The organism is Constantimarinum furrinae (genome assembly GCF_014295415.1).
Lineage (GTDB): Bacteria > Bacteroidota > Bacteroidia > Flavobacteriales > Flavobacteriaceae > Constantimarinum > Constantimarinum furrinae.
Genome location: NZ_CP052909.1, coordinates 1,218,837 through 1,245,256 on the forward strand (window position 1 = coordinate 1,218,837; position 26,420 = coordinate 1,245,256).

Below are 26,420 nucleotides of genomic sequence, written 5' to 3' on the forward strand. Positions count from 1 at the left end.
AACTAGATTTTTGGATACTCGCTTTGAGTACGTTCATCAACAACATTTCCTGTATGCTTAGTGCTTAGTTTTTCAAAAAGTAAAACATGCACTTCTTCACCGTCTTTAGTTTTTGGGCAATGAGCCACACCTTTAGGAACCACAATAAGTTCGCCTTCCTTGACAATTTCAACCTTATCCCGAAAATGCATTTCGAGGGTACCTTTTTGCACGTAAAACAGCTCGTCTTCGTCCTCATGGGTATGCCAAACGAAATCTCCTTTTATTTTTGCCAGTAGTACCTGCATATCGTCAACAACTCCTATTTGATGAGGATGCCAATGACTGCTGAAACGCTCGAACTTATCCTGGATATTGATGGGTGTCATAAGCGGGTATTAAAAAAACTAAAAATCAAGTACGAGCTTCGAAATAAAGAAAAAGAGAAAAATTCCGAAAATATCATTACTTGTTGTGATAAAGGGTCCGGTGGCTATGGCAGGATCTATACCGCGCTTATCGAGAATAATTGGAACAAAGGTACCTACCAATGCAGCCACAATTATCACCGATAGCATCGAAACAGCTATTGTTATTCCCACAAGAGGATCTAATCCCGCTATAAATCCGAAGATCACTACCAACAGTCCCAAGGTACTACCGTTTATAAGTGCTAATCCAACTTCTTTAACCAATCTATTAAAAAGACTTCCCTTTACATTGTCATTTGCAAGACCCTGCACTATAATTGCACTGGATTGCACTCCTACATTTCCGGCCATTGCGGCAATAAGGGGTGTAAAAAAGAACAGTATGGGAAAGCGCTCAAGGGCCTCTTCAAAACCCTGCATGATATAGACACTGCCCAATCCGCCAAAAAGACCCAACACCAACCATGGGAGCCGGGCTCTGGTAAGTTCCCAGATCGTATCATCGGCCTCAACATCCTGTGAGAGACCGGCGGCCATTTGGTAATCCTTCTCGGCTTCGTCCTTTATAAAATCGACGATGTCATCAATCGTAATTCGGCCTACCAGTTTTCCATTTTCATCAACTACAGGGATAGCCTCCAGATCGTATTTCTGCATTATACGCGCAACCTCTTCATTTTCGGTATGCACTGTCACATAATCTACTTTAGGAATAAAAATATCACTTATATGTGCTTTTTCTCCTGCGGTGAGGAGATCCTTTAAAGACAATCTGCCTGTTAACTGACCTTGTTTATTTGTAACATAAATAGAATGGACACGGGTTACATTCTTGGCCTGACGCCTCATTTCTCTAACACAACCTGCTACTGTCCAGGTTTCCTTCACCTGTACCAGTTCCTTCGCCATAAGTGCTCCCGCGGTATCCTCGTCGTATTTTAATAGTTCTACTATATCTGCAGCATGATGTTCATCGACGATCTTGTCAATAACTTTTTTCTGAATATCCTCATCGAGCTCGGCGATCATGTCCACAGCATCATCTGTATCCATTTCCTCGAGTTCGGCAGCGATCTCCTTAGGCGAAAGTCTGTCTAAGATCTTTTCCCTAACATCATCGTCTACCTCCATAAGAGCTTCTGAAGTCAGTTCGGTCTCCAGAAGTTTTATTAGATAGGTGGCTTCGTCGCTGTTAAGTTCTTCAAGAATTTCGGCAATATCGGCAAAGTGAAGCTCCTGCAATAGTTCCTTTAACGCAAGGCCATCTTTGTTGGCAATGTGTTGCTCTACTTGCGAAAGAAAATCATCAGTGAGTTGAAATGGCATCGTTCTCCAGTTTTTGGGTAAGCGCTATAAATTGCAGTACCGAAAGTTGCTCCGGCCGTTGTCCAAAGATAGTATCTTCTTTTAATTTATCTGAAAGATCGAAGGATTTTAAACTGTTGCGAAGGGTTTTTCGCCTTTGCTGAAAGGCAGTTTTAACAACCCGATAGAACATTTTTTCGTCACAGGGAAGTGAAAAATCTGCTTTTCGTTTTAATCTTAATACCCCGCTTTCTACTTTTGGCGGTGGACTAAATACTGACGGGGGAACGGTAAAAAGGTATTCGGCATCATAAAAAGCCTGGGTGAGTACCGAGAGTATCCCATACGTTTTACTGCCTTCTTGTTCACAGATGCGCTTGGCGACCTCCTTCTGAAACATCCCCGTAAATTCAGGGATCTGCGCTTTGTGTTCCAGGGTTTTAAAAACGATCTGCGTAGAAATATTGTAGGGAAAGTTGCCGGTGATGGCAAAAGCTTCGTCTCCAAAGATATCTGAAAGCTCGAACTTCAGAAAATCGCCTTCCAGCACTTGTAAATTCGTATCGGAAAAATGATCCTCCAAATAGGTAACCGATTCACTATCGAGATCCATTGCCACAAGGTCTATATCTTTCTTTATAAGATATTTGGTAAGCACTCCCATCCCGGGACCTATCTCCAACACCTTTTCATACCCTTCCAGAGTTAGGGTGTTGCTAATCTTTTCGGCTATAGATTCATCCTTTAAAAAATGCTGCCCTAAATGTTTCTTTGCGCGTACCTGATCTCCCATTATTGCTCACATACGATTTCGAGTTCGGTTCTGAAAGCAACAAATTTACCTTCAAAGACTCTGCTTTGCGCCCTTAATTCATCCGCATTCTCTTCATAATATCTTTGAAGTGTTTCCTTAGAGTCTGTTCTGTATTGTATCGAATAGGTCACCCCACCCATTTCTTCTTCCACCTGTACCTTAGTCATTAGTGCTTTGCTGAACTTCCCGGTATCCAGCATAGCAGGGATATGCTCACTTTTCATCCACTCCAGCCACTGGTCATGAACACTGTTTTCAATATTTATGGTAACATTATAGATGTACATTCGGTCAATTGTAGGTGGTTAAAAATTCATCGATCATACCCCGTAGTTCTTCGTATTTCATAAGCCGACTTCGTAATTGGTAATTATAAACAGCCAGGGTGTTTTTAAATTTTTTAGATTCATACACCGATCGATCCTGCGTTTTTGTCGATACCAGATCGAGATGATCCATTAGGTATTGCAGAAAATGATCGTTATAGGATTCGGCAGTAATTTTATCCAAGCCTTCGGCCCAGGTATAGTATTCGTACAGCCGTATTATATCTTCCTTCAGCTCAAAATTGCTCACCAATCGAATATCTCCCGATTCTATGAATGAATTATAAGAATTCCGTTTAATATAAGTAATGGGCAAATTCAGCATTTCTATAGAGAGCGCATTAATACTGTCCAGATCCCGTTTGTCTTCTATAAATGAGAGGAGTGTATCTAATGTATTAAGGGATTGTCTCACTTTTTCTGAAGCAAATTCAAAGTTATTTTTATTGAATTCCGTTTCCTCAATAATGTTCTCAACATGCCGATCTACCAGCTTTTGCTCTTTTTTTTGTTCCGAACAGGTGTTTAACTGAAAGGCTATAAGAATTCCTGCAATTACTACAATAAATTCAAGGAAATGATTGAGCCAATCTATTTTTCGGGTTCCGCGCATATCTTGAGATTGTGTGCTAAAGATAGTAAACTAAATATCAACTAAAGGGATTAGTTCACTGCATCACCCCGCAGGGATCTGAATTTTTTACGCGCTTCTACAAAGTAAATACTGTCGGCATAATTAAAGATGATCTGCTCATAGAATTCTTTTGCCTTTTGTGGTTGCTGAAGCTTTTCTTCATACAGTTTTGCCAATCTGAAATGGGCATCATCCGCCAAAATATCATCCTTGTAAAATTCGATCAACTTTAGATAATTTGCTTCAGCTTTTTCAAACTGACCGGTAATTTCGAACAACTCGCCTTGTTTCAGCAACGCTTCGTCTTCGATCTTTTCTCCCTTGTGATTGTTTAAAATATCATCCAATACCGTTATGGCCTCGGGTTCTTTTTTCTGAAGCGCCAACAGATCTGCCTTGGCATATTTTTTCAAAGCAGTTTGGGTAGAATCTTCCAATGAATTGTCACGTATCATCAAACTAAGCTGCATGGCGTCATTGGCTATGAGCTGTGAAGCCGATTTCCGAAGCACGTCCAACTGAACCTGAGCCCATTCAAAATCTCCCTTAAAGTAACTGGTTTCGGCAACTTTGAACCGTGCTTCCTGCGCCAACACATCATTCTTGATCTTACTTTGAACCTGTGAATAATAAATGAGTGCTTCATTGAATTTTTCAGAAAAGACAAGAATATCTGCCAACTCCATTTTTACTCTCGCTTCCTGATATACAGACAATCTCGTTCCGGACAGCTCCTTTAGGTTTTGTATGGCGGTGTCGGGTTTACCTGCAAGAAAAGCCAGAAAATGATTGTAGTCGATCTGTAAGCGATATGTGCTTTCGCCCATTCCGTAAGTTTCTAAAAGTGTGAGAAACTGTTTTTCGATCTTCGGATAATCTTCCTTTACGGCTGTAGCTAACTCGATCTTCATCATATATTGATGACTTTGCAATCTGGCCTCGGGGCTGGGCGCATTTTCAATGGCAAAATTGACGATGTCCCGCGCAATTTCATAATCTTGTTCCGCGATGGCGATCAGTGCCAGATCGATAATTCCCGTGAGATCATCTTCAGTTCTCTTAAATATCGCTTTTTGTTGTGCAAATGCTTTTTTAAATTCTTTTTGCTGAATAAACAACCAACTCAACAATTCGTTATACAGGACATCGGGGTTCTTCTGAAGCTCCCGCAATAGTGTTTTCCGAAGAATTTCATTAGCCTCGTTGGCAGGGTCATCGTTAACGAACATGCTGAAATTACGCTGAGCCACAGATCTGTAGGCAGCATTGCTCTGCATTAGCTCGAGATATTTGGTAAACATCTTTTCCAACTTACCCTGTTCGCCGTAAATTCGGGCCAGATGAGCATTGAATTCTTTGGTCGAATCTAACGTCATAGCGCGTTCATAGACTTCAACGGCTTCGTTGAGTAAACTGTAATTTTCGAACGACCGCCCAATATTATAAGCGTATGCCGGATTCTCATCGATATATCGAATGGCTTTATCATAACTTTCGGTAGCCAGCGAATCCTTGTTCTGAAGTGAATAATTATGTCCTAATTCCACATATAACTGAGGGATTGCTCTGGGGGAATTAAGTTTTTCTAACAGCAAGTGTTCTGCTGCCTGGAAGTTCTCCAGTTGCTGATTGCATTCTACTACAGCCAAGAAATAATCCAGCCGTCCGGGATTTTTCTCCAGAAGTTTTTCGTAGATCGTTAAAGCTTTTACAAACTCACCCTGCTCAAAATAGTTCTTTGCCAAAAGATCATTTTGAGAAACAGCCTGTGCCGTTGTAAAAAAGAAAACAATAATTAAAAGTAAACGCATCGGGTAAATATAACGATTTGATTCAGCTTACCGTATATCAAAAATGAAGCCGCGATCAAAAACCAGGATCACACCGGTTTAAGAGTGACTAACTGAATTTCGATCTTAGCCTATACGGTCGAATCCGCAATACGGAACGAGCACTTCAGGAATAACGATTCCGTCTATCGTCTGATAGTTTTCAAGTATCCCTGCCAAAACACGTGGGAGTGCTAAGGCGCTTCCGTTTAAGGTGTGAGTCAGCTTATTCTTCCCATCACTATCTTTAAATCTCAGTTTTAAACGGTTGGCCTGAAAGGTTTCGAAATTCGATACCGATGAGATCTCCAGCCAGCGATCCTGAGCGGTTGAGAAAACTTCAAAATCGTAAGTCAGTGCCGATGTAAACCCAAGATCCCCTCCACACAATCGCAGAATTCTATACGGCAACTTTAGATCCCGAAGAATATCCTTAACATGTTCAACCATTCCGTCTAAGGCAGCATAACTGTTATCCGGATGTTCAATTCGTACAATTTCAACCTTGTCAAACTGATGCAGACGGTTTAATCCGCGAACATGAGCACCGTAACTTCCGGCCTCTCTTCTAAAACAAGGGGTATAGCCCGTGCAGCAAATGGGCAGTTCACTGTGGTTTAACAGATCACCCCGAAACATATTGGTTACCGGAACCTCTGCGGTGGGAATAAGATAAAGGTCGTCTCCCGTTACATGATACATCTGTCCTTCCTTATCGGGTAATTGCCCGGTACCATAACCGGAAAGCTCATTGACCAGATGCGGCACCTGAAATTCGGTATAACCTGCCTCAGTGTTTTTATCCAGAAAATAACTAATAAGCGCACGTTGTAATCTTGCACCTTTACCTTTGTAAACCGGAAAACCGGCTCCTGTGATCTTTACCCCCAATTCAAAATCGATGAGGTCGTATTTTTTAGCCAGCTCCCAATGGGGAAGTGCGTCGGGATCCAACTCCGGAATTTCTCCTTCACTAAAAACCTCTTCGTTGTCGTTTTCGTCGGTACCTGCGGGAACCAATTCATTGGGGATGTTTGGGACCGTATATAATAGTTCCTGAAGTCTTTCCGCAGCACCGTTGAGTTGCTCTTGAAGTTCTTTTGACGCCTCCTTTAACTGCGTCGTTTTTTCCTTCAGCAGATTCGCTTTCTGCTGTTCACCACTCTGAAATAGCTTACCGATCTCTTTAGAAAAAGTGTTGGATTGCGCTAAAACTTCGTCGAGTTTCGCCTGACTTCCGCGACGTTCTTCGTCGGCCTTCAGGATATCTTCCAGTACTGCTTCGGCATTAATTCCACGTTTGCTAAGCGCTTTTAAATAAGCTTCTTTGTTTTCACGTATCTCGTGTACTTGTAACATGCGAATGGCTTTTAAGGCAGCAAATTTACGTAAAAAGCTGTTTTTATAGGTGGTTTACTAAGCTTCTTTTTTTATCGATAGATCAGATTAGCAAAAAAGAAATTGAACAGATTATTTTGCCTTGTTCTCTTCTTTTTTCTGATAATCCTTTGGGGAAGGCATGATCCAGTCATGGTGTTTAAAATGTTGCCACTTTTCGGCAGCAAGGTCCACCTTCGGGTCGATGTATTGGAAATAGGGACCACCGTTAACTCTAACTTTAGAATCTACATAAACTTCAACATCCCGGCCTTCTTTGGCTTCGGCTTGTTTTATGCGCTGGGCCAGTTGCCACAACATATCGGGTTTATTCTTGACTCCTCGTCGCTGTTTGGCGGTCAATAATTTGTTATGATCGTAACGAGTTCGCTTTTGGGTCGCTTTATCGACCACCCAATAGGTTGCAATTCCACTTTTTGCTCGCAGCATCATTCGCCAGCTTAATCGATGCCCTTCTTCAGTCCATAATACATCGTCCTGAAAAAACCAATGTCGGAGCGGAAGTGCGATCTGAACGATAAAATAAACCGAAAAGATCGCGATCAAAGCATTTCTATAGTTGGGAACGATGATTTCTCCGGCTGTGTACAAAGTTTTCTTCGGAAGAAAACGCTTCTGAAGCAATTGAGGAGAGAAAAAGAACAGGGCAAAGGCAATGGACATATACGGAAAGATCCCAATTTGAAACACCACTGAATTAAATAAATGAAAAAAGATAGATACAATAAATCCAATGAGTCGGGTTCGTTTCCACAGCATCAATGGTACAATGAGCAGATCGAACAACAAGCCAACATAGGCAATGCACCAGTGTACCCAGTTTAACTGTAGAAATTCTCCTATAAGCCAATAATCGCTTTTTCCACGCATAAACAATTCGGCAACCGAAGCATTAAGCCAATCGGGGTAAATTTTAGCTACAGAAGCATAGGTATACACGATCCAGACCTGAAGGATCAAAACCAACAATACCCAGCGGGGCATAGAGGGCGATTTTATGTTAGAATTCCGTAAGGCGTCCAGGGAAAACCAGCGGTGTGCCGGAAGAAATACCATGAGCCAGCATAACAGCATCATGAGATAATAGTGGTTGTTGTAGGAGGTTTTCTGCATGAGATAGACACAGGTCCACATAAGTGCATAACACGCCATGCTAAATCGATAGCGATAGCCCAGCATCACAAAGACACCAAACAATCCCATGAGGGCAAAATACCAGTACATCCCGCTGCCCGGCAGGGGTTGTAAAAAATCAAATCCTATAAAGTTGAATGTAAATTGTGGTTCTACAAGCGTGCGTCTTACCCAGCCTGTGGCGATTGCTCCAAACCCCTCGATAGCGATTAGTGCGCCAAACGCGATCCGAAACAAAACCAGACCTGTATTGTCTATATGTTTAAATAGAAATTTATTCAAGGTGTTCTAAAAAATTTCGGGCAAAGACTTCATCTTTTTTAATGGCCTTTTGTAATAGTTCCACCGATTCAAATTTCTCTTCGTCTCTAATATGGGTTATGAACTCTATTCGGATTTCTTTTTCATATAGGTCCCCGTCAAAGTCGAGAAAAAATGTTTCAACGGTCTTTTGCTTTCCACCTACCGTAGGATTGGTGCCAATACTGGTAATTCCGTAGACAATGGCGCCGTCGATTTCAGCAAAAACAACATAAACTCCATTTTTGGGAATAAGTTTGTAGGTCTCATGAATATGGAGGTTAGCAGTCGGAAATTGTAAGGTTTTACCAATGCCTCTACCGTTCACCACGGTTCCTGTGAGCATAAAGGGATATCCCAAATATCTGTTGGCGGTACTTATGTCCCCTTCCTTTAGTGCGTTTCTGATCTTGGTAGAACTTACTGCCACCTCATCCAGTTCCTGAGCATTGATCTCTTCTACCTCAAAATGATAGGTCTTACCGAATTCACGCAGGTCTTCGATATCTGCATTTCGGTTGCGGCCAAAGCGGTGATCGTATCCAATAATGATCTTTTTGGCCTTAAGCGTATTTACAAGAATATCTCTAACAAACTCCAGCGCAGTAAGCCGTGAAAAAGCCATGGTAAACGGATGGATGACCAAATGGTCCAATCCGGTCTTTTGCAGAAGCTCTTTCTTTTCGGCAATGGTATTGATAAGTTTTATACTGTTATCCTGCTGCAACACCATACGCGGATGTGGGAAGAATGTGAGCACCACCGAATCCAGGTCTTCCTTTTGAGCAGTGGAAGTAAGTTTTTTTAAAATAGCCCTATGTCCAATATGAACGCCGTCAAAGGTTCCAATGGTCACCACACTGTGACGCTCATTTTTGTAGGATGAAGCAGCGGTGTGTTCCTTCATCTTATTTGCCGTTAAAGGTATTCATGGTGATATGTATTCCTGCAAGCCCAAAGGACTCGATGATCTCACAACTTTTTTCCAATCGCTCGGGCAACAGTTTTTCCTCCTCCTCGGTCCATTCGCCCAGCACGTAATCTACCTGCCTTCCTTTGCTGAACTCGTCACTAATTCCAAAGCGAAATCTGTTGTAATTGGTAGTTTGCAACATGTTTTGAATGTCCTTAAGTCCGTTGTGACCTCCATCACTTCCTTTGGTTTTGGTTCTAAAAGTTCCGAATGCCAGATTCAGATCATCTGTGATAACCAAAAGATTTTCGAGCGGGATCTTTTCTTTTTCCAGCCAGTATTTTACCGCTTTTCCACTTAGGTTCATATAGGTTGAAGGTTTCAGCAATATAAAAGTACGCCCCTTTTTTTTATGAGTGGTCACATCACCAAGTTTTTCAGTTTCCCAGCTCAGCGATTCCTTTTCAGCTAAAAAATCCAGGATCTTAAAGCCAATATTATGACGGGTATTCTGGTATTTAGGGCCAATATTTCCTAAACCTACAATAAGAAATTTCTTCATAACATCCTCACTGTTTGGGTTGGGGTCAAAGGTTTTATGGTGACTTGTATTTCCAAAGAGTTTCCTGAAAAATGCGAGCATTGCGTTTTATTCTTCAGTAAAAATAAAAAAACATCCGCCTAATAGACGGATGTTTTAAGAATATATTATAGCTGAATGGATTATTCCTTAACCGCAGCTACATCATCTGTTTCAGTTGCCGGAACATCTCCCGCTTCTGTGCTTTCTCCATCTTCTCCTTCTTCACCTTCTTCGTCTTCAACTTCGTCTACGATAGCAGTACGTGAAGTTCTAACCTGACAAATTACAGTATTGTCTGAATGTAAGATCGTAAACCCATCAGTTTGTACGTCGGTAACATACATTTTCGCGCCAATCTTCATATCGGTAATATCGACTTCAATAAAATCGGGAAGATTTGCAGGCACTGCCTTTACGCGTAATTTACGCGTTACGATACGTAACACACCACCATTTCTAACGCCTCGAGAATTCCCAACTATACGTACAGGAATTTCCAACATTACTTCTTTGTCGTCGTAAATCTGGTAGAAGTCCATGTGCAGTATCTGCTCATGTACCGGGTGAAATTGAATGTCCTGAAGAATGGCATTGATCTTAGTGCCATCTTCCAAGGCAATTACAACTGTATGTACATCGGGGGTGTACACCAAGTGTCTAAATGCCAGTTCATCTGCTGAAAAGTGAATTGGTTTATCCCCTCCGTATACTACGCAAGGAACCTTTCCAGCATTACGTAAGGCTTTGGTAGCAACCTTGCCCACGCTTTCTCTTTGAGATCCGTTGATTGTAATTGATTTCATTTTACTTTATTAAATTAATTTTCTCTAATAGAGGGAATTCGCCCCCCTAAAGCCATTTTGGCGTAAGAGGGTGCAAATGTAAGTTTTTTTCTTAAAACAGTGAAGTTTTCGGGGGAAGAAAAATACAGAATCCACAAAGTAAATTACACCGACAAAATGATTTTATTCTTGGGCGTTCCCTCGCTGTGCTCGGTCAGGCTATCCGTTGCAATCTCACGGCTTACCGTGAGGATTTTCACTGCTATCCTTAACGCTCCAGGCGATAACTTAAAAGTCGTAGGTAGCGTGTCAAGAAACTAATAGATTACATTAAGAACTTAGAGCTTATCGATTTATTGGTGTGTACGCTCATCATCACATCTGCAAACAGATCGGCACAGGTGAGGACTCTTATTTTTTTGCTTTCCTGTTTTAAAGGAATCGAATCGGTGACGATCAATTCTTCCAGTTTCGATTTTTCCAGTCGGTCGTAAGCACTTCCCGAAAGTATAGGGTGAGTACAAATGGCGCGTACACTTAAAGCTCCGCGTTCCATCATAAGATCGGCAGCTTTGGTTAAAGTGCCCGCAGTATCTACCATATCGTCTACCAGCACAACATTTTTCCCATTTACATCGCCAATAAGCTCCATATGAGAGATCACATTCGCTTTTTCGCGTTGCTTATAACAGATCACGACATCACTTTCCAGCGCTTTCGAATAGGCATAGGCACGTTTCGATCCGCCCATATCGGGTGAGGCAATGGTAAGATTATCCAGATTCAAGCTTCTTAGATACGGTAAAAATATGGTGGAGGCAAAAAGGTGGTCTACCGGTTTTTCAAAAAATCCTTGAATCTGATCCGCATGCAGATCCATGGTAATGATGCGAGTCGCACCTGCGGTCTCCAGCATTTTAGCCACTAGTTTTGCTGCAATAGGCACTCTTGGTTTGTCCTTTCTATCTTGTCTCGCCCAGCCAAAGTAAGGGAGTACAGCTGTGATATGACGTGCTGAAGATCGCTTGGCAGCATCCAGCATCAATAGCATTTCCATAAGATGATCACTGTTGGGGTGCGTCGATCCTATGATAAAAACCCGGCTGCCACGAACCGATTCTTCGAACGAAGGCTGAAATTCCCCGTCACTGTAATGCGAAGTGATAATGTTTCCCAGGGGAGTTCCAAAGGCTTTTGCGATGTTGGTAGCTAAAACTTCACTTTGTTTACAGGCAAAGATCTTTGGTTCGGGAGTGGAATTCGACATAATATGGTGTACTTGTATTGGCTTGTTGCAAATGTATGGCAATACGAAGTGTTTCTGAAAAAATGCTAAAAAGATTTACTAACAATTTGGTATTAATTGTTTATTTTTGCCGTCCGTATGCTAATGATTTCCCGGGTTGTTTTCGGGATGAATGTGAAAAATGCCTTGGTGGCGGAATTGGTAGACGCGCTGGATTCAAAATCCAGTGACTTCGGTCGTGTGGGTTCGATTCCCACCCAAGGTACAACCTTTCCTCAGGGAAATTACAAGCGGGCTTCGTGAAGGAGCTCGCTTTTTTTATAAACTTTTTTATCGTCCGGCTTTTTAGTAAGAAATATAAAATTTCTGAATAAACCTGTATTTTTCTTACCTTTACATAGTGTAACCCCTTACTGCCCTATGTCCGATTTCTGGTTATATTTTACATTAGGACTGGAACATGTTCTCGATTGGACCGCCTACGACCATATTCTTTTTTTGGTTGTTCTTTGCGCGGCATATTCCTTTAGCTCCTGGCGAAAACTGCTTTTACTGGTTACCTTTTTTACACTTGGACATACCGCCTCGCTTTTGCTTGCGCATTATGAAATCGTAAATGTAAGCAGTGCTTATATTGAATTTCTTATTCCCATTACCATATTGATCACCGCCCTTTTTAATTTATTTACCGCAGGGAAGGAGCACAGACACCAAAAAGTAGTACTGCTGTATATTATCACGATCTTTTTCGGACTCATACACGGCTTCGGATTTGCCCGTTATTATGGAATGATGAAGCAGGAAGATAGCGTACTTCCATTACTCGAATTCGCACTTGGAGTTGAGGCTTCACAAGTGATCGTCGTTGGAATAGTACTTATCTTAGCGTTTATTTCTCAGATGTTGTTCAGATTTAACAAACGCGACTGGATCTTGGTGATTTCTTCGATAGTAATAGGTATGACCATCCCAATGGCCATTGAAAACTGGCCGTTTTAGTAAGAAAACCAAACTTTCATAAACTTTTAACAGCTAGAAACTTTGTCACCCTGTAACTTCCTCTTAATTTCGCTACTTATTCCGTGAAATGAAACCAAAGAAACAAGCTAAATACGATGTCGCCTATTTGCGAATGGCAGTAGAGTGGAGTAAATTATCTTATTGTAAGCGAAAACAAGTTGGCGCACTTATTGTGAAGGATAAAATGATCATCAGTGACGGATACAACGGAACCCCTACCGGATTTGAAAATGTATGTGAAGATGAAGAAGGTGATACCAAATGGTATGTATTGCACGCCGAAGCTAATGCGATATTAAAAGTAGCAGCTTCCACACAATCCTGCAAAGGGGCAACCTTGTACATTACAATGTCACCCTGCCAGCAGTGCAGTAAGCTAATCCATCAGGCCGGAATTACCAGACTGGTCTATTATCACGGGTATAAAGATGACTCGGGAATAAAATTTTTAGAAAAAGCAGGCGTTACTATTACGCATATAACTGATTTAGAGGAATAATGAGCATACATAAAAAATACATTCCATTGTTTCTGGCCATTGGTGTGGCCGGGGGTGTTTTTTTAGGTTCCAAACTCAACTTTAACGATACCACAGAGAAGATATTCGCAACTAACTCAAAAAAAGATAAGCTAAACCGTCTTATCGATTACATAGACTACGAATATGTTGATAAAGTGAACACCGACAGTATTGTGGATGTTACGGTAAACGGTATTCTTGAGAATCTCGATCCGCATTCGGTGTACATCCCAGTGGAAGATTACGAGAATAATGCAGATGATATGCGTGGAAATTTCGTGGGAATTGGGATTAGTTTTTACGAATATAAAGACAGTATAGCAGTAATTAGAGCCATTGAAGGAGGTCCGGCTGCAAAAGCGGGAATTCGAGGCGGAGACAGAATTCTGTATGCCGACGGAATTAAAATGTTTGGGGAAGAATTAGAGCGTGACAGCATTACTAAACATCTTAAGGGAGAGATCAACTCTAAAGTAAACTTAAAGGTATATCGTAAAGGCGAAGAGAAATTACTGGACATAAAGGTAAAGCGTAAAAAAGTGCCCTTGGTTAGCGTGGACGCTTCTTATAAACTCACAGACGAAATAGGATACATTAAAGTAAACCGTTTCTCCGAAACCACGTATGAAGAATTCAGTGAAGCTATGGAAGACCTCATAGACAAAGGGATGACTAAGCTGGTTTTGGATCTGCGGAATAACCCCGGCGGCTATATTCATTCCGCAGAGAAAATTATCGATGAATTTCTAGAAGATGATAAATTGATCCTAATCACCCGAAATAAGAGTGGTGAAGAAAATAAAACCTACGCCACCCGGAAGGGAGATTTTGAAAAGGGAAAATTATACGTACTCATCAATGAGAATTCGGCTTCGGCCAGCGAGATCGTTGCCGGGGCATTACAGGACAACGATAAAGGTGTTATTATTGGAAGACGTTCCTTCGGAAAGGGACTGGTTCAGCGAGAAATGGCTTTGGGCGACGGAAGTGCCATTCGCTTAACGATAGCCCGGTACTACACCCCAACCGGTCGATCCATCCAACGTCCTTATGGCAACGGTATCGACGCTTATTACGAAGATTATCAGAAGCGATATACAAATGGAGAGCTGAACAGCAAGGAGAATATTGAAGTGGCCGATTCTCTGAAATTTGTAACTCCAAAAGGAAAGATCGTATATGGTGGCGGTGGAATCATCCCCGATGTTTTCGTACCAAAGGATACAAGTGTAGAAAATGAAACGCTCGAATATGTGGCGCGTAGTGGATTCATGAGCTATTTTATATTTGAATATCTGGAAGAAAACCGGGCACAATTCAAGGGCATGAATTTTAAGCAGTTTACAAACAACTTTCAGGTTAGCGAAGAACTGGAACAGCGCTTTATCTCCTATTCGCGATTTAACGAAGCGCAAATCGACTTGTCCGGGTATGAAGCTACACTGAAGAAAGCTTTGAAAGCAAATATCGCTCAGCAATTATTTGGCCCCAATGCCTTCGAATTCACACTTAATGAAGGCGATGCCATGCTTCAGAAGGTGCTTGAAATGGAAATGGTTTCGGAAATAAAAAATTGAAAATCTATTTCTTTCCCGCAATTTTTCTAGATGCTTTTAGGATGAGCATCAGGAGGATCACACATGCAGCAGCTACAATACTAATTACCGCAATGGCGCTGTCCCCTTCTAACAGGTCGTCGAAATTCAGTTTAAAGGAATTAAAGATTATAAGTCCGATTGCGATCGCAATAAATATATATATGGCAACTTTCATAGGGTCATATTAATTAAACAATTCTTGAATATTTGAGGTGAATAATTTTACGGCGATCGCCAGCAATATCACACCAAAAACCTTTCTAATTACCGCAATCCCGTTTTTACCTAGAAATTTTTGAAGTCGGGCAGAGGTCTTCAGTACGATATAGATCACAATAATATTTACAATAATCGCAATGATAATATTCTCGGTATTGTATTCCGCTTTAAGCGAAAGCATGGTGGTTAAACTCCCCGGTCCTGCAAGCATAGGGAAGGCCAATGGAAAAATGGCCGCCATATCGGGACTGCTTCCATCGTCTTTAAAAAGAGTAACCCCTAGGATCATTTCTATTGCGATAAAAAAGAGAATAAAAGCACCTGCTACGGCAAATTCGTTCACGTTAATTCCAATGAGATGAAGTATTTCTTCTCCCAGAAACAGGAATATTATCATTACCGCGGCAGCTACGATGGCAGCTTTTTCGCTGTGAATATGTCCCGCTTTTTCACGCAGTGAAATAATAATTGGGATATTACCAACAATATCGATCACGGCAAACAGTACCATGGTGGCCGTGGCTATTTCTTTAAAATTAACTTCCATACGACTTAGATTCAGGCTGCAAAATTAGACAAATAAGTTGGAAGGATTAGACCGCAAACAGGAAGTTTTTCTAAAGATTTACTACAGCGGTCTATCTGCTATTTGGTTATATTTGCGGCATGTTTCAGTTAGGTAAAACCATCGTTTCGGAAGATATTATAGAAAAGGATTTTGTGTGCAATCTTTCGGCATGCAAAGGAGCCTGTTGTATTGAAGGGGAAGCAGGAGCACCCGTTACGGTTGAAGAAACCAGAATACTCGAAGATATTTATCCGGCAGTTAAGCCTTTTCTGCGTTCCGAAGGTATTGCGGCTATTGAAGCACAGGGAACATTTATTAAGACTAAGGACGGTGAATTGGAAACCCCCTTGGTTGAAGGAAAAGAATGTGCTTATGTAACCTTTACCGATAAAGGAATAGCCAGCTGTGGTATTGAAGATGCCTATAATGCCGGTAAGATCGATGCTGTGGCTCGCGGATTTAAAAAACCTATATCGTGTCATTTATACCCTGTTCGGGTTAAGGATTTTGGATTATTCGCGGCGGTTAATTATCACAAATGGCCTATTTGTAATGACGCCTGTACTTTAGGAAAGGAATTAAAAGTTCCGGTTTACAAATTCGTAAAGGAAGCGCTTATTAGAAAGTTCGGGAAGAACTGGTATGCAGAACTCGAAAAAGTAGCTTCAAAACTGTAATTTTCTCCAAGTTTTTATAAAGGTTACATATCTTCTATGTGTTGTTACATGGGTTATATATTGTTCCCTGGAGTGACCCTATCTTTACATCAGAATTTTAATACAAATTTACCCGTTCACATTGTAAGTTACACAACTGATAATCACTATCTTAGCAAGTATTAACCGACAAATTAACCAAATTAGAATTATGAAAAAATTAATCGTATTGTTTTGTGTAGTAGTGTTTTTTGCTTCCTGCGAGAATCCTGTTTCAAAGAAGATAAAGGAAACAAGAGAAAACGTATCCAACACTACGAAAGCTGTTAAAGAACTAAATAAAATGCAGGAGGATATTGAAGAGTTAAAGGATGAGGAGCCTTTAACTAATGATGAGCTCAAGGCATGGCTTCCGGATGAGATCAACGGAATGAAACGCGTGGGATATAAAGCGGGTCAGACCGCCTATATGCAAATTGCTCAGGTAGAAGCGACCTATCAGAACGAAGACAAATCGAAGAAATTCAAGGTCCAGGTAATCGATGGAGCCGGCCAGATGGGTGCTGCCGCCACAGCAGGTTTTAGGATGGTTTTCTCACAGGATTTTGAGGAAGAGGATGAAAATAAAATGAGAAGGACCGTGAAGAAGAATGGTGTAAAGGCTATTGAAGAGTATCGGAAGAATTCTAATAACAGTGAGATCCAGTTAATGGAGGGAAACCGCTTTTATATTAAAGCTAATGGCACAAATATGGATTTGGATGAAACCTGGGACGCAATTGAAGAATTGGACGCAGGGGATCTAGGTTAAAATAATTGGAGTAAATCTTAAAATGACCACTTTCGATATCAGTTTGAAAGTGGTTTTTTATATTCTGAATGTTAAAAATGAAGAAAAAGGGAGACATTCTGAAAAATAAATATGGCAAATTGTGTGTAAAATTTATGTTGACAAATCCTCGGGCAAACCCTTGGTGAAGGGAAGTAAAACGGAACTGTAAGAGGGTTTTCAACGACTCAGTTTGATATTGTTGATAACTATTTTAAATATTCATAAATAATTGAAAAACAAGAACATAACTACAGTTTTTAACATTATGATAATAACAGTTTAAATTGCCTTGTGTTGAAAACTTTGTTGAAAACCTAAAGCTCATTTTGCCTTAATTGCTTCATAATTTTTTCATATTTGTTAGTCCCGAGTAACGACAAAATTATTTAAGAATTTAAAACGAAGGACAATGAGCGCAGTAGAACCAATTTTACAAGAAAACGAAGGAAGATTTGTAATTTTTCCAATTCAACATCACGATATCTGGGAATGGTACAAAAAATCTGAGGCAAGCTTTTGGACGGCCGAAGAGATCGATCTTCATCAGGATCTTACAGATTGGACATCAAAACTTAACGATGATGAGCGCTATTTTATAAAACATATCCTCGCTTTTTTTGCAGCCAGTGACGGGATCGTAAATGAAAACCTTGCCGAGAATTTCGTAAACGAAGTGCAATACAGTGAAGCTAAATTCTTTTATGGCTTCCAGATCATGATGGAGAACATTCACAGTGAGACCTATTCCCTACTTATCGATACCTATGTAAAAGATGATAAGGAAAAGGATAAGCTGTTTAATGCCATCGAGAATTTTCCGGCTATCAAGAAAAAGGCAGACTGGGCATTGAAATGGATCGAGAGTCCGAGTTTTGCAGAGCGGTTAATCGCCTTCGCAGCTGTGGAAGGTATCTTTTTCAGCGGAGCATTTTGCTCTATTTTCTGGCTTAAAAAGAGAGGCCTTATGCCGGGATTAACCTTTTCAAACGAATTGATATCACGTGATGAAGGCGTGCATTGCGATTTTGCCGTACACCTGCACAATCATCACCTGGTTAATAAAGTGTCTAAAGAACGTATTAGAGAGATCATAGTAGATGCTTTAAATATTGAACGTGAATTCATTACCGAATCACTTCCTGCAAGCCTTATTGGCATGAATTCTAAACTAATGACACAATACCTGGAGTTTGTAACAGATCGTCTATTAGTGGAATTGGAATGTGAAAAGGAATACAACGCTACCAATCCATTCGACTTTATGGATATGATATCATTACAGGGAAAGACAAATTTCTTCGAGAAGCGTGTTTCCGAATATCAGAAAGCAGGCGTAACCAACAAAGACAAAGAGTCTAACAAGATAAGTTTCGACGCAGATTTTTAGAAAAGATACCGTCCTCCCCAAGGCGGTCTTTTCATCTTAAAACACTGAAAACGTGAGGGTTAAAATTCTCACCAAGGAAAATATATTCAAAAATAAGTAAGTAACCTCAAAAGAAGTAAGTATGAACGTAATAAAGAGAGACGGCCGCAAAGAACCTATCATGTTCGATAAGATCACCGCAAGGGTTCGTAAATTGTGCTATGGACTAAATGAGCTGGTAGATCCGGTAAAGATATCCATGCGGGTCATTGAAGGGCTATACGATGGTGTCACCACTAGTGAGCTGGATAATCTTGCAGCCGAAGTGGCAGCAACGATGACCACATCACACCCGGACTATGCCCGATTGGCCGCACGAATCTCAGTTTCAAACTTACACAAGAATACTAAGAAGACCTTTTCTGAAGTAATGACCGATTTATATACGTATGTAAATCCGCGTACCGGGAAAAAAGCACCATTATTAAGTGATGAGGTTTACGAAATTATAATGAAGCATGCCGATGAACTCGATTCTACCATCATCTATAACCGTGATTTTGGATACGATTATTTCGGTTTTAAAACCTTAGAACGTTCTTACCTATTAAAATTGAACGGTAAAATCGTGGAGCGTCCTCAACACATGCTTATGCGTGTTTCTGTTGGAATCCATTTAAACGATTTGGCGGCTATAAAAGAAACTTATGAATTAATGTCTAAGAAGTTCTTTACGCACGCCACTCCTACCTTGTTTAACAGCGGGACACCCAAACCACAAATGTCTTCCTGTTTTTTATTGGCCATGAAGGACGACAGCATCGACGGTATCTACGACACCTTGAAACAAACTGCCAAGATCTCGCAGTCTGCCGGAGGAATAGGGTTATCTATTCATAATATACGTGCTACAGGATCGTATATTTCGGGAACGAACGGAACGTCTAACGGAATCGTACCCATGCTGCGGGTCTTTAATGATACAGCTCGTTATGTAGACCAAGGAGGTGGCAAGAGAAAAGGTTCTTTCGCGATCTATGTAGAACCTTGGCACGCCGATATCTTCGACTTTCTCGATTTGAAAAAGAACCACGGAAAAGAAGAAATGCGGGCACGGGATCTCTTTTATGCTATGTGGATTCCCGATCTGTTTATGAAAAGAGTGCAGGAAGACGGAGAATGGACACTGATGTGCCCAAATGAATGCCCCGGTCTTTTCGATACCCATGGCGAAGAATTTGAAGCCTTGTATGAGAAATATGAAGCCGAAAACAAAGGACGTAAAACGATCAAAGCCCGTGAACTATGGGAAAAGATCATGGAATCTCAAATCGAGACTGGAACGCCTTATATGTTGTACAAGGACGCTGCAAACCGGAAGAGCAACCAGAAGAATCTGGGAACCATTCGTTCTTCCAACCTTTGTACCGAGATCATGGAATATACTTCAGCAGACGAGGTGGCCGTATGTAATCTGGCCTCCATCGCGTTACCTATGTTCGTGAAGAATGGAGAATTTGATCATAAAGAATTGTTTCGTGTAACAAAGCGGGTCACTAAAAACCTAAATCGTGTTATAGACCGGAATTATTATCCGGTAAAGGAAGCCGAAAACTCAAATTTCCGTCACCGTCCTGTAGGACTTGGAGTACAGGGATTGGCAGATACCTTCATTATGTTGCGTATGCCGTTCACGAGTGACGAGGCTAAAAAACTGAATCAGGAGATATTCGAAACTCTTTATTTTGCTGCGGTCACTGCTTCTATGGAAGAGGCGAAAGCAGACGGAGCCTACGAAACGTATAAAGGTTCACCAATTTCTGAAGGGAAATTTCAGCACAACCTTTGGGGTATAAAAGACGAAGAATTAAGTGGTCGTTGGGACTGGGGGAAACTGCGCAAGGATATTAAAAAGCATGGAGTTCGTAATTCATTGTTGGTAGCTCCAATGCCAACCGCATCCACGTCGCAGATCCTTGGAAACAATGAAGCCTTCGAACCGTACACGTCAAACATATACACTCGTAGAGTACTTTCGGGCGAATTTATTGTGGTAAATAAGCATTTACTGGAAGATTTAGTAAGCCTTGGCCTTTGGAACGAAGATCTTAAAGAAGAGATCATGCGTGCTAACGGATCTATACAGGATGTGGATAATATTCCGCAGGACTTAAAAGAACTATACAAAACCGTTTGGGAATTGAGTATGAAAGATATTATCGATATGTCTCGCCACAGAGGATATTTTATCGATCAGTCTCAATCTCTCAACCTCTTTATGGAGAACGCAAACTTTGCAAAACTTACTTCTATGCATTTCTATGCCTGGAAGAGCGGATTAAAAACCGGAATGTATTATCTGCGCACCAAGAGCGCGGTAGATGCGATCAAGTTTACGCTTAAGAGCGAAACCAAAAAAGAGCCGGTAGGAGCCGTAGCCGAAGCTGCTACAGTAGATGCTACATCTGCAGCCTCCAACAAACCGCTAACACCACAGGAATTACGTGAAATGTTATCCAAATCGAAGGATGCAGAGGACGATGATTGCTTAATGTGCGGTTCTTAATTTTTATGTGTTAAAAGATGTGTGGCTCTAATTTAATTAGAGCCACACTTTAGTTAAAGGATGATGAATATAAAAAAAACATGCTGAGATAGTGAATAAAAAAAAGGGATGTCGTGAGAGAACATCCCTTCTTGTCGGTTAAAATATACGGTTTCTGTCCAGTATAATTTAAAGTTGAAAAATTGAGGAAAATCTCACCTCATTTTCTTTTTCAAATGTAAGTATTTGAAACTTCCTTGACAAGTCAATTCTGTTCTCTTAACATTTTAATTATAAACTATAGATTGTTAACAAGATTTATATTGTTAATATCTTAAAATTGAGAAAACAATGAACAAAGTAAAAATTTCAATTAATCAGTTGGTTGATTTCAGATTGGCTACACAAAATAAAAAGCTTAGAATCCTAAGAGATCAAAAAAAGGTTAATCCCTTTAGAGCAAATTGGTATCAAATGTCTCGAAGTCGAATTAAAAAATCAATTGCCACAGGTGGGGATTTAGAACCAATTTTGGCTGGAATTCAAGAGTTAAAAAATAGGAGAAAACTAACTCCCATGCAGTTAAATAATCGCAATGTATCTATTGAAGCAATGCAGAGATTTTTGAGCATTAAAATTCCAAAAATTTTTAATAATCCAATTACTGTGGTCAAAAATGTTCAGCATAAATCAATAAATATACAAGGTGTTGAAGTTATCATTTCTCCAGATTTGATATTTCGTGCCGAAATTGACGGCCTAACATATTATGGAGCAATAAAACTACATATTTCTAAGAATAATGTATTTGATCGGACCCAGTCAAAACAAGTTGCTGCAGCATTATATAAGTTTATGGATGATAATGTTAAAGAGTCAAAAGGGAAGGTTTTGCCTGAATTTTGTATTTCATTAGACGTTTTTGGGGATAAATTCACCTCCGCTCCAAAAAATTTTATTAAATGCTATGGAGAATTAGAAAGAGTATGTGAAGAAATAAAGTTTCTTTGGCCTGCCGCATAGTAATAATTTAATACATTAAAAAGGGAGGCAAATCGCCTTCCTTTTTTTATAGATTCTGCTATATTAGCTTTTTTGAATGCTATGGAAGAAATATTGCCGGTGGCAAGTCACTGTTCTTTTTGTGATACAGAAATGCAACCCGAACAGTTCTATTGTGAGCAGTGCGGATTCCCCGAAAGGAAAACAGAATTTGAAAAATCACGCTTTCACGCAAAGCGGGTACGAAAAAAGCAATGGACTCAGGAAGCTTCAGGGAAGATCAGATCGGGGCGAATCAGCCTCTTTGTCGTAGCCGCGATTTCCTTACTTACCGGAATATTCTATTTTTACAGATATGAAGACAATGCCACTTTAATTGCCTCTGCTATCCTCGCCATAATCTATTTAGGACTGGGCTTTTGGTCGCAGCAACGTCCGTTAATTGCGCTTATCCTCGGACTTTTAGTCTTCGTAACCACCATTGTGATCAACGGTCTGTTCGAGCCTGAAACTATTTATAAGGGTATCATTTTGAAGATTTTTATCATTGCTTATTTAGGAAAGGGTATTAATTCGGCTTTACAATTGCGTAATTCGGAATAACGCATGGAACGAAATTGTCCTAATTGTGATCAACCATTAAGAGTCGAAGCTTTGTTTTGCGGGAATTGCGGGAAAAAGATTTCGGTGCGAAATATGGACGTTGAGAACAGCAGTGTTCGCAATGTCTTACTTTTTTATGTCACCTTTTTAATCTATGCTATCGTTTCCTGGGCGATCTACGCCGAAAGTGATTCCTTGCTTACGGAGATCCTTCTTGAGACTGTCTTTGTGTTGCTAACGGTTTTATTTAGTCTGTTCGATGCCAAACGTATTCTGGCGCTCTATAACAGCACCTACATTACTTGGAGAAGTCTTGTTTTCTCTATTGTATTTCCATTTATTACTGCCGGTCTTGTTTATTTTGGAATCGAATATCTCAATGAATTACTCGATGAGGTGAGTTACAATCTGTTTTATGACTATATCGGGTATGAAAACTCCTTTTTCTGGGCGTTCCTGTTTATTGCGATCATCGCACCCGTTTTTGAAGAATTGGCATTCAGAGGATTTTTATTCAATCAGTTGGGAAATGTTTCCACTCCTCAAGTCACCATATTAGCGACAGCGATTTTATTTGCTTTGGTCCATTTTTCGTTTATTTCCTTCGTCTGGATCTTTCCCTTCGGGTTGGTATTGGGATATCTAAGGCATAAATACAAAACACTTTGGTTGGGGATGTTGGTGCATTTTATTCATAATCTATTGGTACTGATGATAGAATATTACTATTTTAACGAAGGTGATATTTTTACGCTGTAATGAAGCCTACTTCAGAATATCGGTACCCAGATATTCATCATTCTTATTGTAATACCAGGCTCTTACTTTCGGCATTCTTATATCCTGAATAATTTTTTCTTCAGAAAGAAGGATGTATTCTCCGGTATTTTTTCCTTCCTTTTCGGGATCGCCCTTAAAGAACTGATACATTTCCAAGGCATAACTTTTCGGATTAAAATAAAAGAACCACACATCCTTGCCCACAGCTTCATCGTAGCTTACTCTTAAAACCAGATATTCCTTTCCTTTAAATTCTTTTCTAATGACCTTCTCATCAATCTGCGTTCCGGGATCTTTTAACTTCATGGGCAAACCGTAGAGGTAGGTGTAATAATTCTTGTATAGGCGAGCTCTGTCGCACTTCTCCTTAAAGCTTGATGAAGCTGTTGGTTGTACATTTCCCTTACTGCATATCGTAAAAGAACAATCGTCCTTGTCTAAGGTGTACTGGGTGGTAATACTATCTTTTTCAACCGAAAGATTGAAAAACTCATTTGGAAGATCGATAGTAACCTCACTCATTCTTTCCGGGCTATTTGGAGTTTTTAGCTGAACAAAAAAGCTGGCATCAAACTTTTGCCATCGGTCTGAAGGATCGTGGTATGCAATAGCTTTTGCGAGTAATTCAGTTCCGCTAATTTCCTGAGCCAAAGTGACACATGGCAGTATTCCAATTAATATTCCCAAGAAAATAGTTCTCATATAGTGGATTTTTCAGAATAAATATAGAATAAAAAACCTTGCCCGATCAGAGCGCACGGGCAAGGTTAGAATATTTAATACATCAGATTACTTCTTGTAACTTCTGTAGTATTCTTCCAATAAATTGGTAAGAGCCGTCACCAGATCCTTTGTTTCCAGTAGCAAGCTGAAATACAAGGTTGTATTCTTCGGGCTGGATTCTTCGGTTCGAGTTCGTGCTATTTGCTTGTCGATCTTTTCTGAAACAAAGCGGAATAGTTCATTTTTCTTATCCAAGATGGAACTGATTTTTTCAATTTCCCGATTCTTAAAGATACTTTCTATTTCAGTTAGAAGTGCTTCGAGCGTATTGTCTATCTCCTGAAGGTCTTTTATCTGATTGAATCGAAGTGCTTTGTGATTATTGTTCACGTGTTTGTAACTCGCTTTGGCAATGTATTCCAAAGATTGAGTAACATCGGTGAGATATCCTAAAACAATGATATAGAAGTTACTTCCCCGCACACTTGTTTCATCCAGATTTTTAATAAAGTAGAAGATGTGATTACGCAGTTCTTCAACTTCATCGTCCAGTTTCTTAACCCCTTTTCTACTTTTCTTAAGTCGGGAGGTATCCTGCTTGGCTAATCCCCGAAGCATATCGCTGTAGATCTTATTCGTTCTTTTTACAACACTAACGATGGTATCTGCACTCTCTTCAATTATCCCTTGAACTGTGCTACTCGCAGCTTTTTTCAGTTTATCGGGAGCAGTTACCACGTTACTTCTCTTTTTGTGAACCATAAAGTTACGGATCAGGAGCAGAATGGCTAATAACAGCAATACGGGAATCATTACCTGCTGATTCCAATTAATAAGGAATGCAAGGGTTCCGGCAGCAACAAAGGCACTAAACGCTGTAAAGAACCATCCTCCAATGACATTTAAAACACCGGCTACTCTGTAGACTGCACTTTCTCGCCCCCATGCTCTGTCTGCCAGGGAAGTACCCATCGCCACCATAAACGTAACATAGGTTGTAGATAGCGGTAATTTCATCGATGTTGCTATAGAGATCAAAACTCCGGCCACGGTTAAGTTTATTGATGCCCGAATCATATCGAAAGCTGGAAGCTCATAGGATTTACTCTTGGGAAGAGCTACCACGGGTTTTTCAAAACGCGAGTTCATATTTTCCAAGGTAGATTTTGGCAGAATCATGCCTAACCCGGCAGATAGTTTGCTGCTTCCTTTTACGATAGCGCGTGAAAGCATATTTGGCTTAAATTTCTCATGTCCCTCGCCTTGTCTTGAAAGTCCGATCTCGGTATCGGTAACCGTTTTAGCTTTCTTCGAAAACCATAATGTTAGGACCATGACACCACCTGCAATAAACAGTAACATGGGTTCTGCCGGAACTTTGGTAGCAAGAATATTCATAGAGAATGCAGTAGCTGCTTCTCCCGATGCCGCCCAGGCTTCATACGAATGATAGGCTGCCATGGGTACACCAATAAAATTTACCAGGTCATTTCCGGAAAAGGCGAGCGCCAGTCCGAAGGTTCCTATTCCGATCACAAAAATGAGAATACTCTTTTTAAAGATCTTCATAAAAGCATAGGAGAATAAGGTCCAGAAAACAAAACTCCCGGCAATTAGCAGCAAAGTCTGATTCTCTAATATTCCTTGAAAATCTCCGTAATAGGGTGTTCCTTTAAGTCCCTTCAGAAAAATAAAATATCCGATAGCGGTAAGCGCAAAGCCCCCAAAGAGCGCTCCAAAATTCCTGATCTTCTTCTCATAATGAAAGGTAAATATAAGTCTCGAAAGGTATTGGACCAGCGCACCTACCGTAAATGCAATAACAACCGATAGCAGGATTCCGGAAATAATTTCGGTGGCTTTATCGGTATTAATATAGTTTCCAAGATCTGCCCAAGATTGAGTGTCATTAGCGCTTATTTTGATCAAGGCAACCACTACCGCGGCACCCAGCAATTCAAATACTATAGAAACTGTTGTAGATGTAGGCATTCCCAAAGTATTGAAAAAGTCTAACAACAGTATATCGGTGATCATAACCGCCATGAAAATAATCATGATCTCGTTAAAATAAAATTCACCCGGCACGAATATTCCTTTACGGGCAACTTCCATCATTCCACTGGAGAACACGGCGCCTATAAAAATTCCAAGACTTGCTATGATCATGATACTTTTAAAGGATATCGCTTTGGACCCAATGGCCGAGTTTAGAAAATTTACGGCGTCATTGCTCACTCCCACAATAAGGTCGGCAATGGCCAGAACGGCAAGAGCAACGAGCATAAATAAATAAAAATTTTCCATGAGTATG

The 26,420-nt window shown here is 40.4% G+C and carries 26 protein-coding genes and 1 tRNA gene; 11 read left to right on the forward strand and 16 right to left on the reverse strand.

What is annotated here, in order from left to right; genetic code table 11:
* Positions 1-2 precede the first annotated feature (2 nt).
* From ALE3EI_RS05625 to ALE3EI_RS05680, 12 genes are all read right to left on the reverse strand, one after another.
* Entirely contained in the window at positions 3-368 is a 366-nt protein-coding gene (locus ALE3EI_RS05625; protein ID WP_186991780.1) for a cupin domain-containing protein, read from the reverse strand.
* 18 nt (positions 369-386) lie between these two features.
* Positions 387-1,736, reverse strand: a complete 1,350-nt coding sequence (mgtE, locus tag ALE3EI_RS05630; RefSeq protein WP_186991782.1) for a magnesium transporter — start codon at positions 1,734-1,736, stop codon at positions 387-389.
* Positions 1,717-2,508 (reverse strand): 16S rRNA (adenine(1518)-N(6)/adenine(1519)-N(6))-dimethyltransferase RsmA, encoded by a 792-nt coding sequence (rsmA, locus tag ALE3EI_RS05635; RefSeq protein WP_186991784.1) that lies wholly within the window; start codon positions 2,506-2,508, stop codon positions 1,717-1,719. Before rsmA ends, mgtE begins: the two co-directional genes overlap by 20 nt.
* Positions 2,508-2,816 carry a DUF4286 family protein gene (locus tag ALE3EI_RS05640; protein ID WP_186991786.1) on the reverse strand — a complete coding sequence of 103 codons (309 nt, stop codon included), beginning with the start codon at positions 2,814-2,816 and terminating at the stop codon, positions 2,508-2,510. The genes rsmA and ALE3EI_RS05640 overlap by 1 nt, the downstream gene beginning before the upstream one ends.
* A gap of 4 nt (positions 2,817-2,820) precedes the next feature.
* The gene (locus tag ALE3EI_RS05645; RefSeq protein WP_186991788.1) at positions 2,821-3,468 is read right to left on the reverse strand and encodes a hypothetical protein; all 648 of its coding nucleotides are present in this window, start codon (positions 3,466-3,468) and stop codon (positions 2,821-2,823) included.
* Positions 3,469-3,518: 50 nt separating this feature from the next.
* A complete protein-coding gene (locus tag ALE3EI_RS05650; RefSeq protein ID WP_186991790.1) occupies positions 3,519-5,300 on the reverse strand; it encodes a tetratricopeptide repeat protein in 1,782 nt (593 codons plus the stop codon).
* 105 nt (positions 5,301-5,405) lie between these two features.
* A complete protein-coding gene (gene serS, locus ALE3EI_RS05655) occupies positions 5,406-6,677 on the reverse strand; it encodes a serine--tRNA ligase (RefSeq protein ID WP_186991792.1) in 1,272 nt (423 codons plus the stop codon).
* A gap of 111 nt (positions 6,678-6,788) precedes the next feature.
* Positions 6,789-8,132, reverse strand: coding sequence for an HTTM domain-containing protein (locus ALE3EI_RS05660; RefSeq protein WP_186991794.1), 1,344 nt, complete (start codon positions 8,130-8,132; stop codon positions 6,789-6,791).
* Entirely contained in the window at positions 8,125-9,057 is a 933-nt protein-coding gene (locus ALE3EI_RS05665) for a bifunctional riboflavin kinase/FAD synthetase (protein ID WP_186991796.1), read from the reverse strand. Before ALE3EI_RS05665 ends, ALE3EI_RS05660 begins: the two co-directional genes overlap by 8 nt.
* A 1-nt stretch (position 9,058) precedes the next feature.
* Positions 9,059-9,706, reverse strand: a complete 648-nt coding sequence (gene pth, locus ALE3EI_RS05670) for an aminoacyl-tRNA hydrolase (RefSeq protein ID WP_186991798.1) — start codon at positions 9,704-9,706, stop codon at positions 9,059-9,061.
* An 80-nt stretch (positions 9,707-9,786) separates the two neighbouring features.
* Positions 9,787-10,449, reverse strand: coding sequence for a 50S ribosomal protein L25/general stress protein Ctc (locus ALE3EI_RS05675; RefSeq protein WP_186991800.1), 663 nt, complete (start codon positions 10,447-10,449; stop codon positions 9,787-9,789).
* Positions 10,450-10,753: 304 nt separating this feature from the next.
* Positions 10,754-11,695, reverse strand: coding sequence for a ribose-phosphate pyrophosphokinase (locus ALE3EI_RS05680; protein WP_186991802.1), 942 nt, complete (start codon positions 11,693-11,695; stop codon positions 10,754-10,756).
* Positions 11,696-11,857: 162 nt separating this feature from the next.
* Here ALE3EI_RS05680 and ALE3EI_RS05685 point away from each other — a divergent pair.
* The 4 genes from ALE3EI_RS05685 (at position 11,858) to ALE3EI_RS05700 (ending at position 14,791) form a co-directional block, all read left to right on the forward strand.
* Positions 11,858-11,939, forward strand: a tRNA-Leu gene (locus tag ALE3EI_RS05685).
* Positions 11,940-12,094: 155 nt separating this feature from the next.
* The gene (locus ALE3EI_RS05690; RefSeq protein ID WP_186991804.1) at positions 12,095-12,673 is read left to right on the forward strand and encodes a HupE/UreJ family protein; all 579 of its coding nucleotides are present in this window, start codon (positions 12,095-12,097) and stop codon (positions 12,671-12,673) included.
* 88 nt (positions 12,674-12,761) lie between these two features.
* Entirely contained in the window at positions 12,762-13,193 is a 432-nt protein-coding gene (locus tag ALE3EI_RS05695; protein WP_186991806.1) for a deoxycytidylate deaminase, read from the forward strand.
* Complete coding sequence (locus tag ALE3EI_RS05700; RefSeq protein ID WP_186991808.1) at positions 13,193-14,791, forward strand: S41 family peptidase; 1,599 nt, start codon at positions 13,193-13,195, stop codon at positions 14,789-14,791. Before ALE3EI_RS05695 ends, ALE3EI_RS05700 begins: the two co-directional genes overlap by 1 nt.
* Before the next feature lie 4 nt (positions 14,792-14,795).
* Here the strand turns inward: ALE3EI_RS05700 and ALE3EI_RS05705 are convergent, their stop codons facing one another.
* Together ALE3EI_RS05705 and ALE3EI_RS05710 are read right to left on the reverse strand one after the other, a co-directional pair.
* Positions 14,796-14,987 carry a hypothetical protein gene (locus tag ALE3EI_RS05705; RefSeq protein ID WP_186991810.1) on the reverse strand — a complete coding sequence of 64 codons (192 nt, stop codon included), beginning with the start codon at positions 14,985-14,987 and terminating at the stop codon, positions 14,796-14,798.
* 9 nt (positions 14,988-14,996) lie between these two features.
* On the reverse strand, positions 14,997-15,578 hold the full coding sequence (locus ALE3EI_RS05710; protein WP_186991812.1) for a MarC family protein: 582 nt from the start codon (positions 15,576-15,578) through the stop codon (positions 14,997-14,999).
* A 119-nt stretch (positions 15,579-15,697) separates the two neighbouring features.
* On the opposite strand from ALE3EI_RS05710, the gene ALE3EI_RS05715 reads away from it, so the two are divergent.
* The 7 genes from ALE3EI_RS05715 (at position 15,698) to ALE3EI_RS05745 (ending at position 23,362) form a co-directional block, all read left to right on the forward strand.
* Entirely contained in the window at positions 15,698-16,276 is a 579-nt protein-coding gene (locus ALE3EI_RS05715; RefSeq protein ID WP_186991814.1) for a DUF3109 family protein, read from the forward strand.
* Between the two features lie 190 nt (positions 16,277-16,466).
* Positions 16,467-17,066: a hypothetical protein gene (locus ALE3EI_RS05720; RefSeq protein WP_186991816.1), complete on the forward strand. Its 600-nt coding sequence runs from the start codon at positions 16,467-16,469 to the stop codon at positions 17,064-17,066.
* 430 nt (positions 17,067-17,496) lie between these two features.
* Positions 17,497-18,474: a ribonucleotide-diphosphate reductase subunit beta gene (locus tag ALE3EI_RS05725; protein ID WP_186991818.1), complete on the forward strand. Its 978-nt coding sequence runs from the start codon at positions 17,497-17,499 to the stop codon at positions 18,472-18,474.
* 121 nt (positions 18,475-18,595) lie between these two features.
* Positions 18,596-21,019, forward strand: coding sequence for a ribonucleoside-diphosphate reductase subunit alpha (locus tag ALE3EI_RS05730; RefSeq protein ID WP_186991820.1), 2,424 nt, complete (start codon positions 18,596-18,598; stop codon positions 21,017-21,019).
* A gap of 330 nt (positions 21,020-21,349) precedes the next feature.
* Positions 21,350-22,021 carry a hypothetical protein gene (locus tag ALE3EI_RS05735; protein WP_186991822.1) on the forward strand — a complete coding sequence of 224 codons (672 nt, stop codon included), beginning with the start codon at positions 21,350-21,352 and terminating at the stop codon, positions 22,019-22,021.
* Between the two features lie 81 nt (positions 22,022-22,102).
* Entirely contained in the window at positions 22,103-22,603 is a 501-nt protein-coding gene (locus ALE3EI_RS05740) for a hypothetical protein (RefSeq protein ID WP_186991824.1), read from the forward strand.
* Positions 22,604-22,606: 3 nt separating this feature from the next.
* A complete protein-coding gene (locus tag ALE3EI_RS05745) occupies positions 22,607-23,362 on the forward strand; it encodes a CPBP family glutamic-type intramembrane protease (RefSeq protein WP_186991826.1) in 756 nt (251 codons plus the stop codon).
* Between the two features lie 6 nt (positions 23,363-23,368).
* On the opposite strand, the gene ALE3EI_RS05750 is transcribed toward ALE3EI_RS05745, so the two are convergent.
* On the reverse strand, positions 23,369-24,085 hold the full coding sequence (locus ALE3EI_RS05750; protein WP_186991828.1) for a DUF6503 family protein: 717 nt from the start codon (positions 24,083-24,085) through the stop codon (positions 23,369-23,371).
* A gap of 87 nt (positions 24,086-24,172) precedes the next feature.
* Complete coding sequence (locus tag ALE3EI_RS05755) at positions 24,173-26,413, reverse strand: inorganic phosphate transporter (RefSeq protein WP_186991830.1); 2,241 nt, start codon at positions 26,411-26,413, stop codon at positions 24,173-24,175.
* Positions 26,414-26,420: the final 7 nt, after the last annotated feature.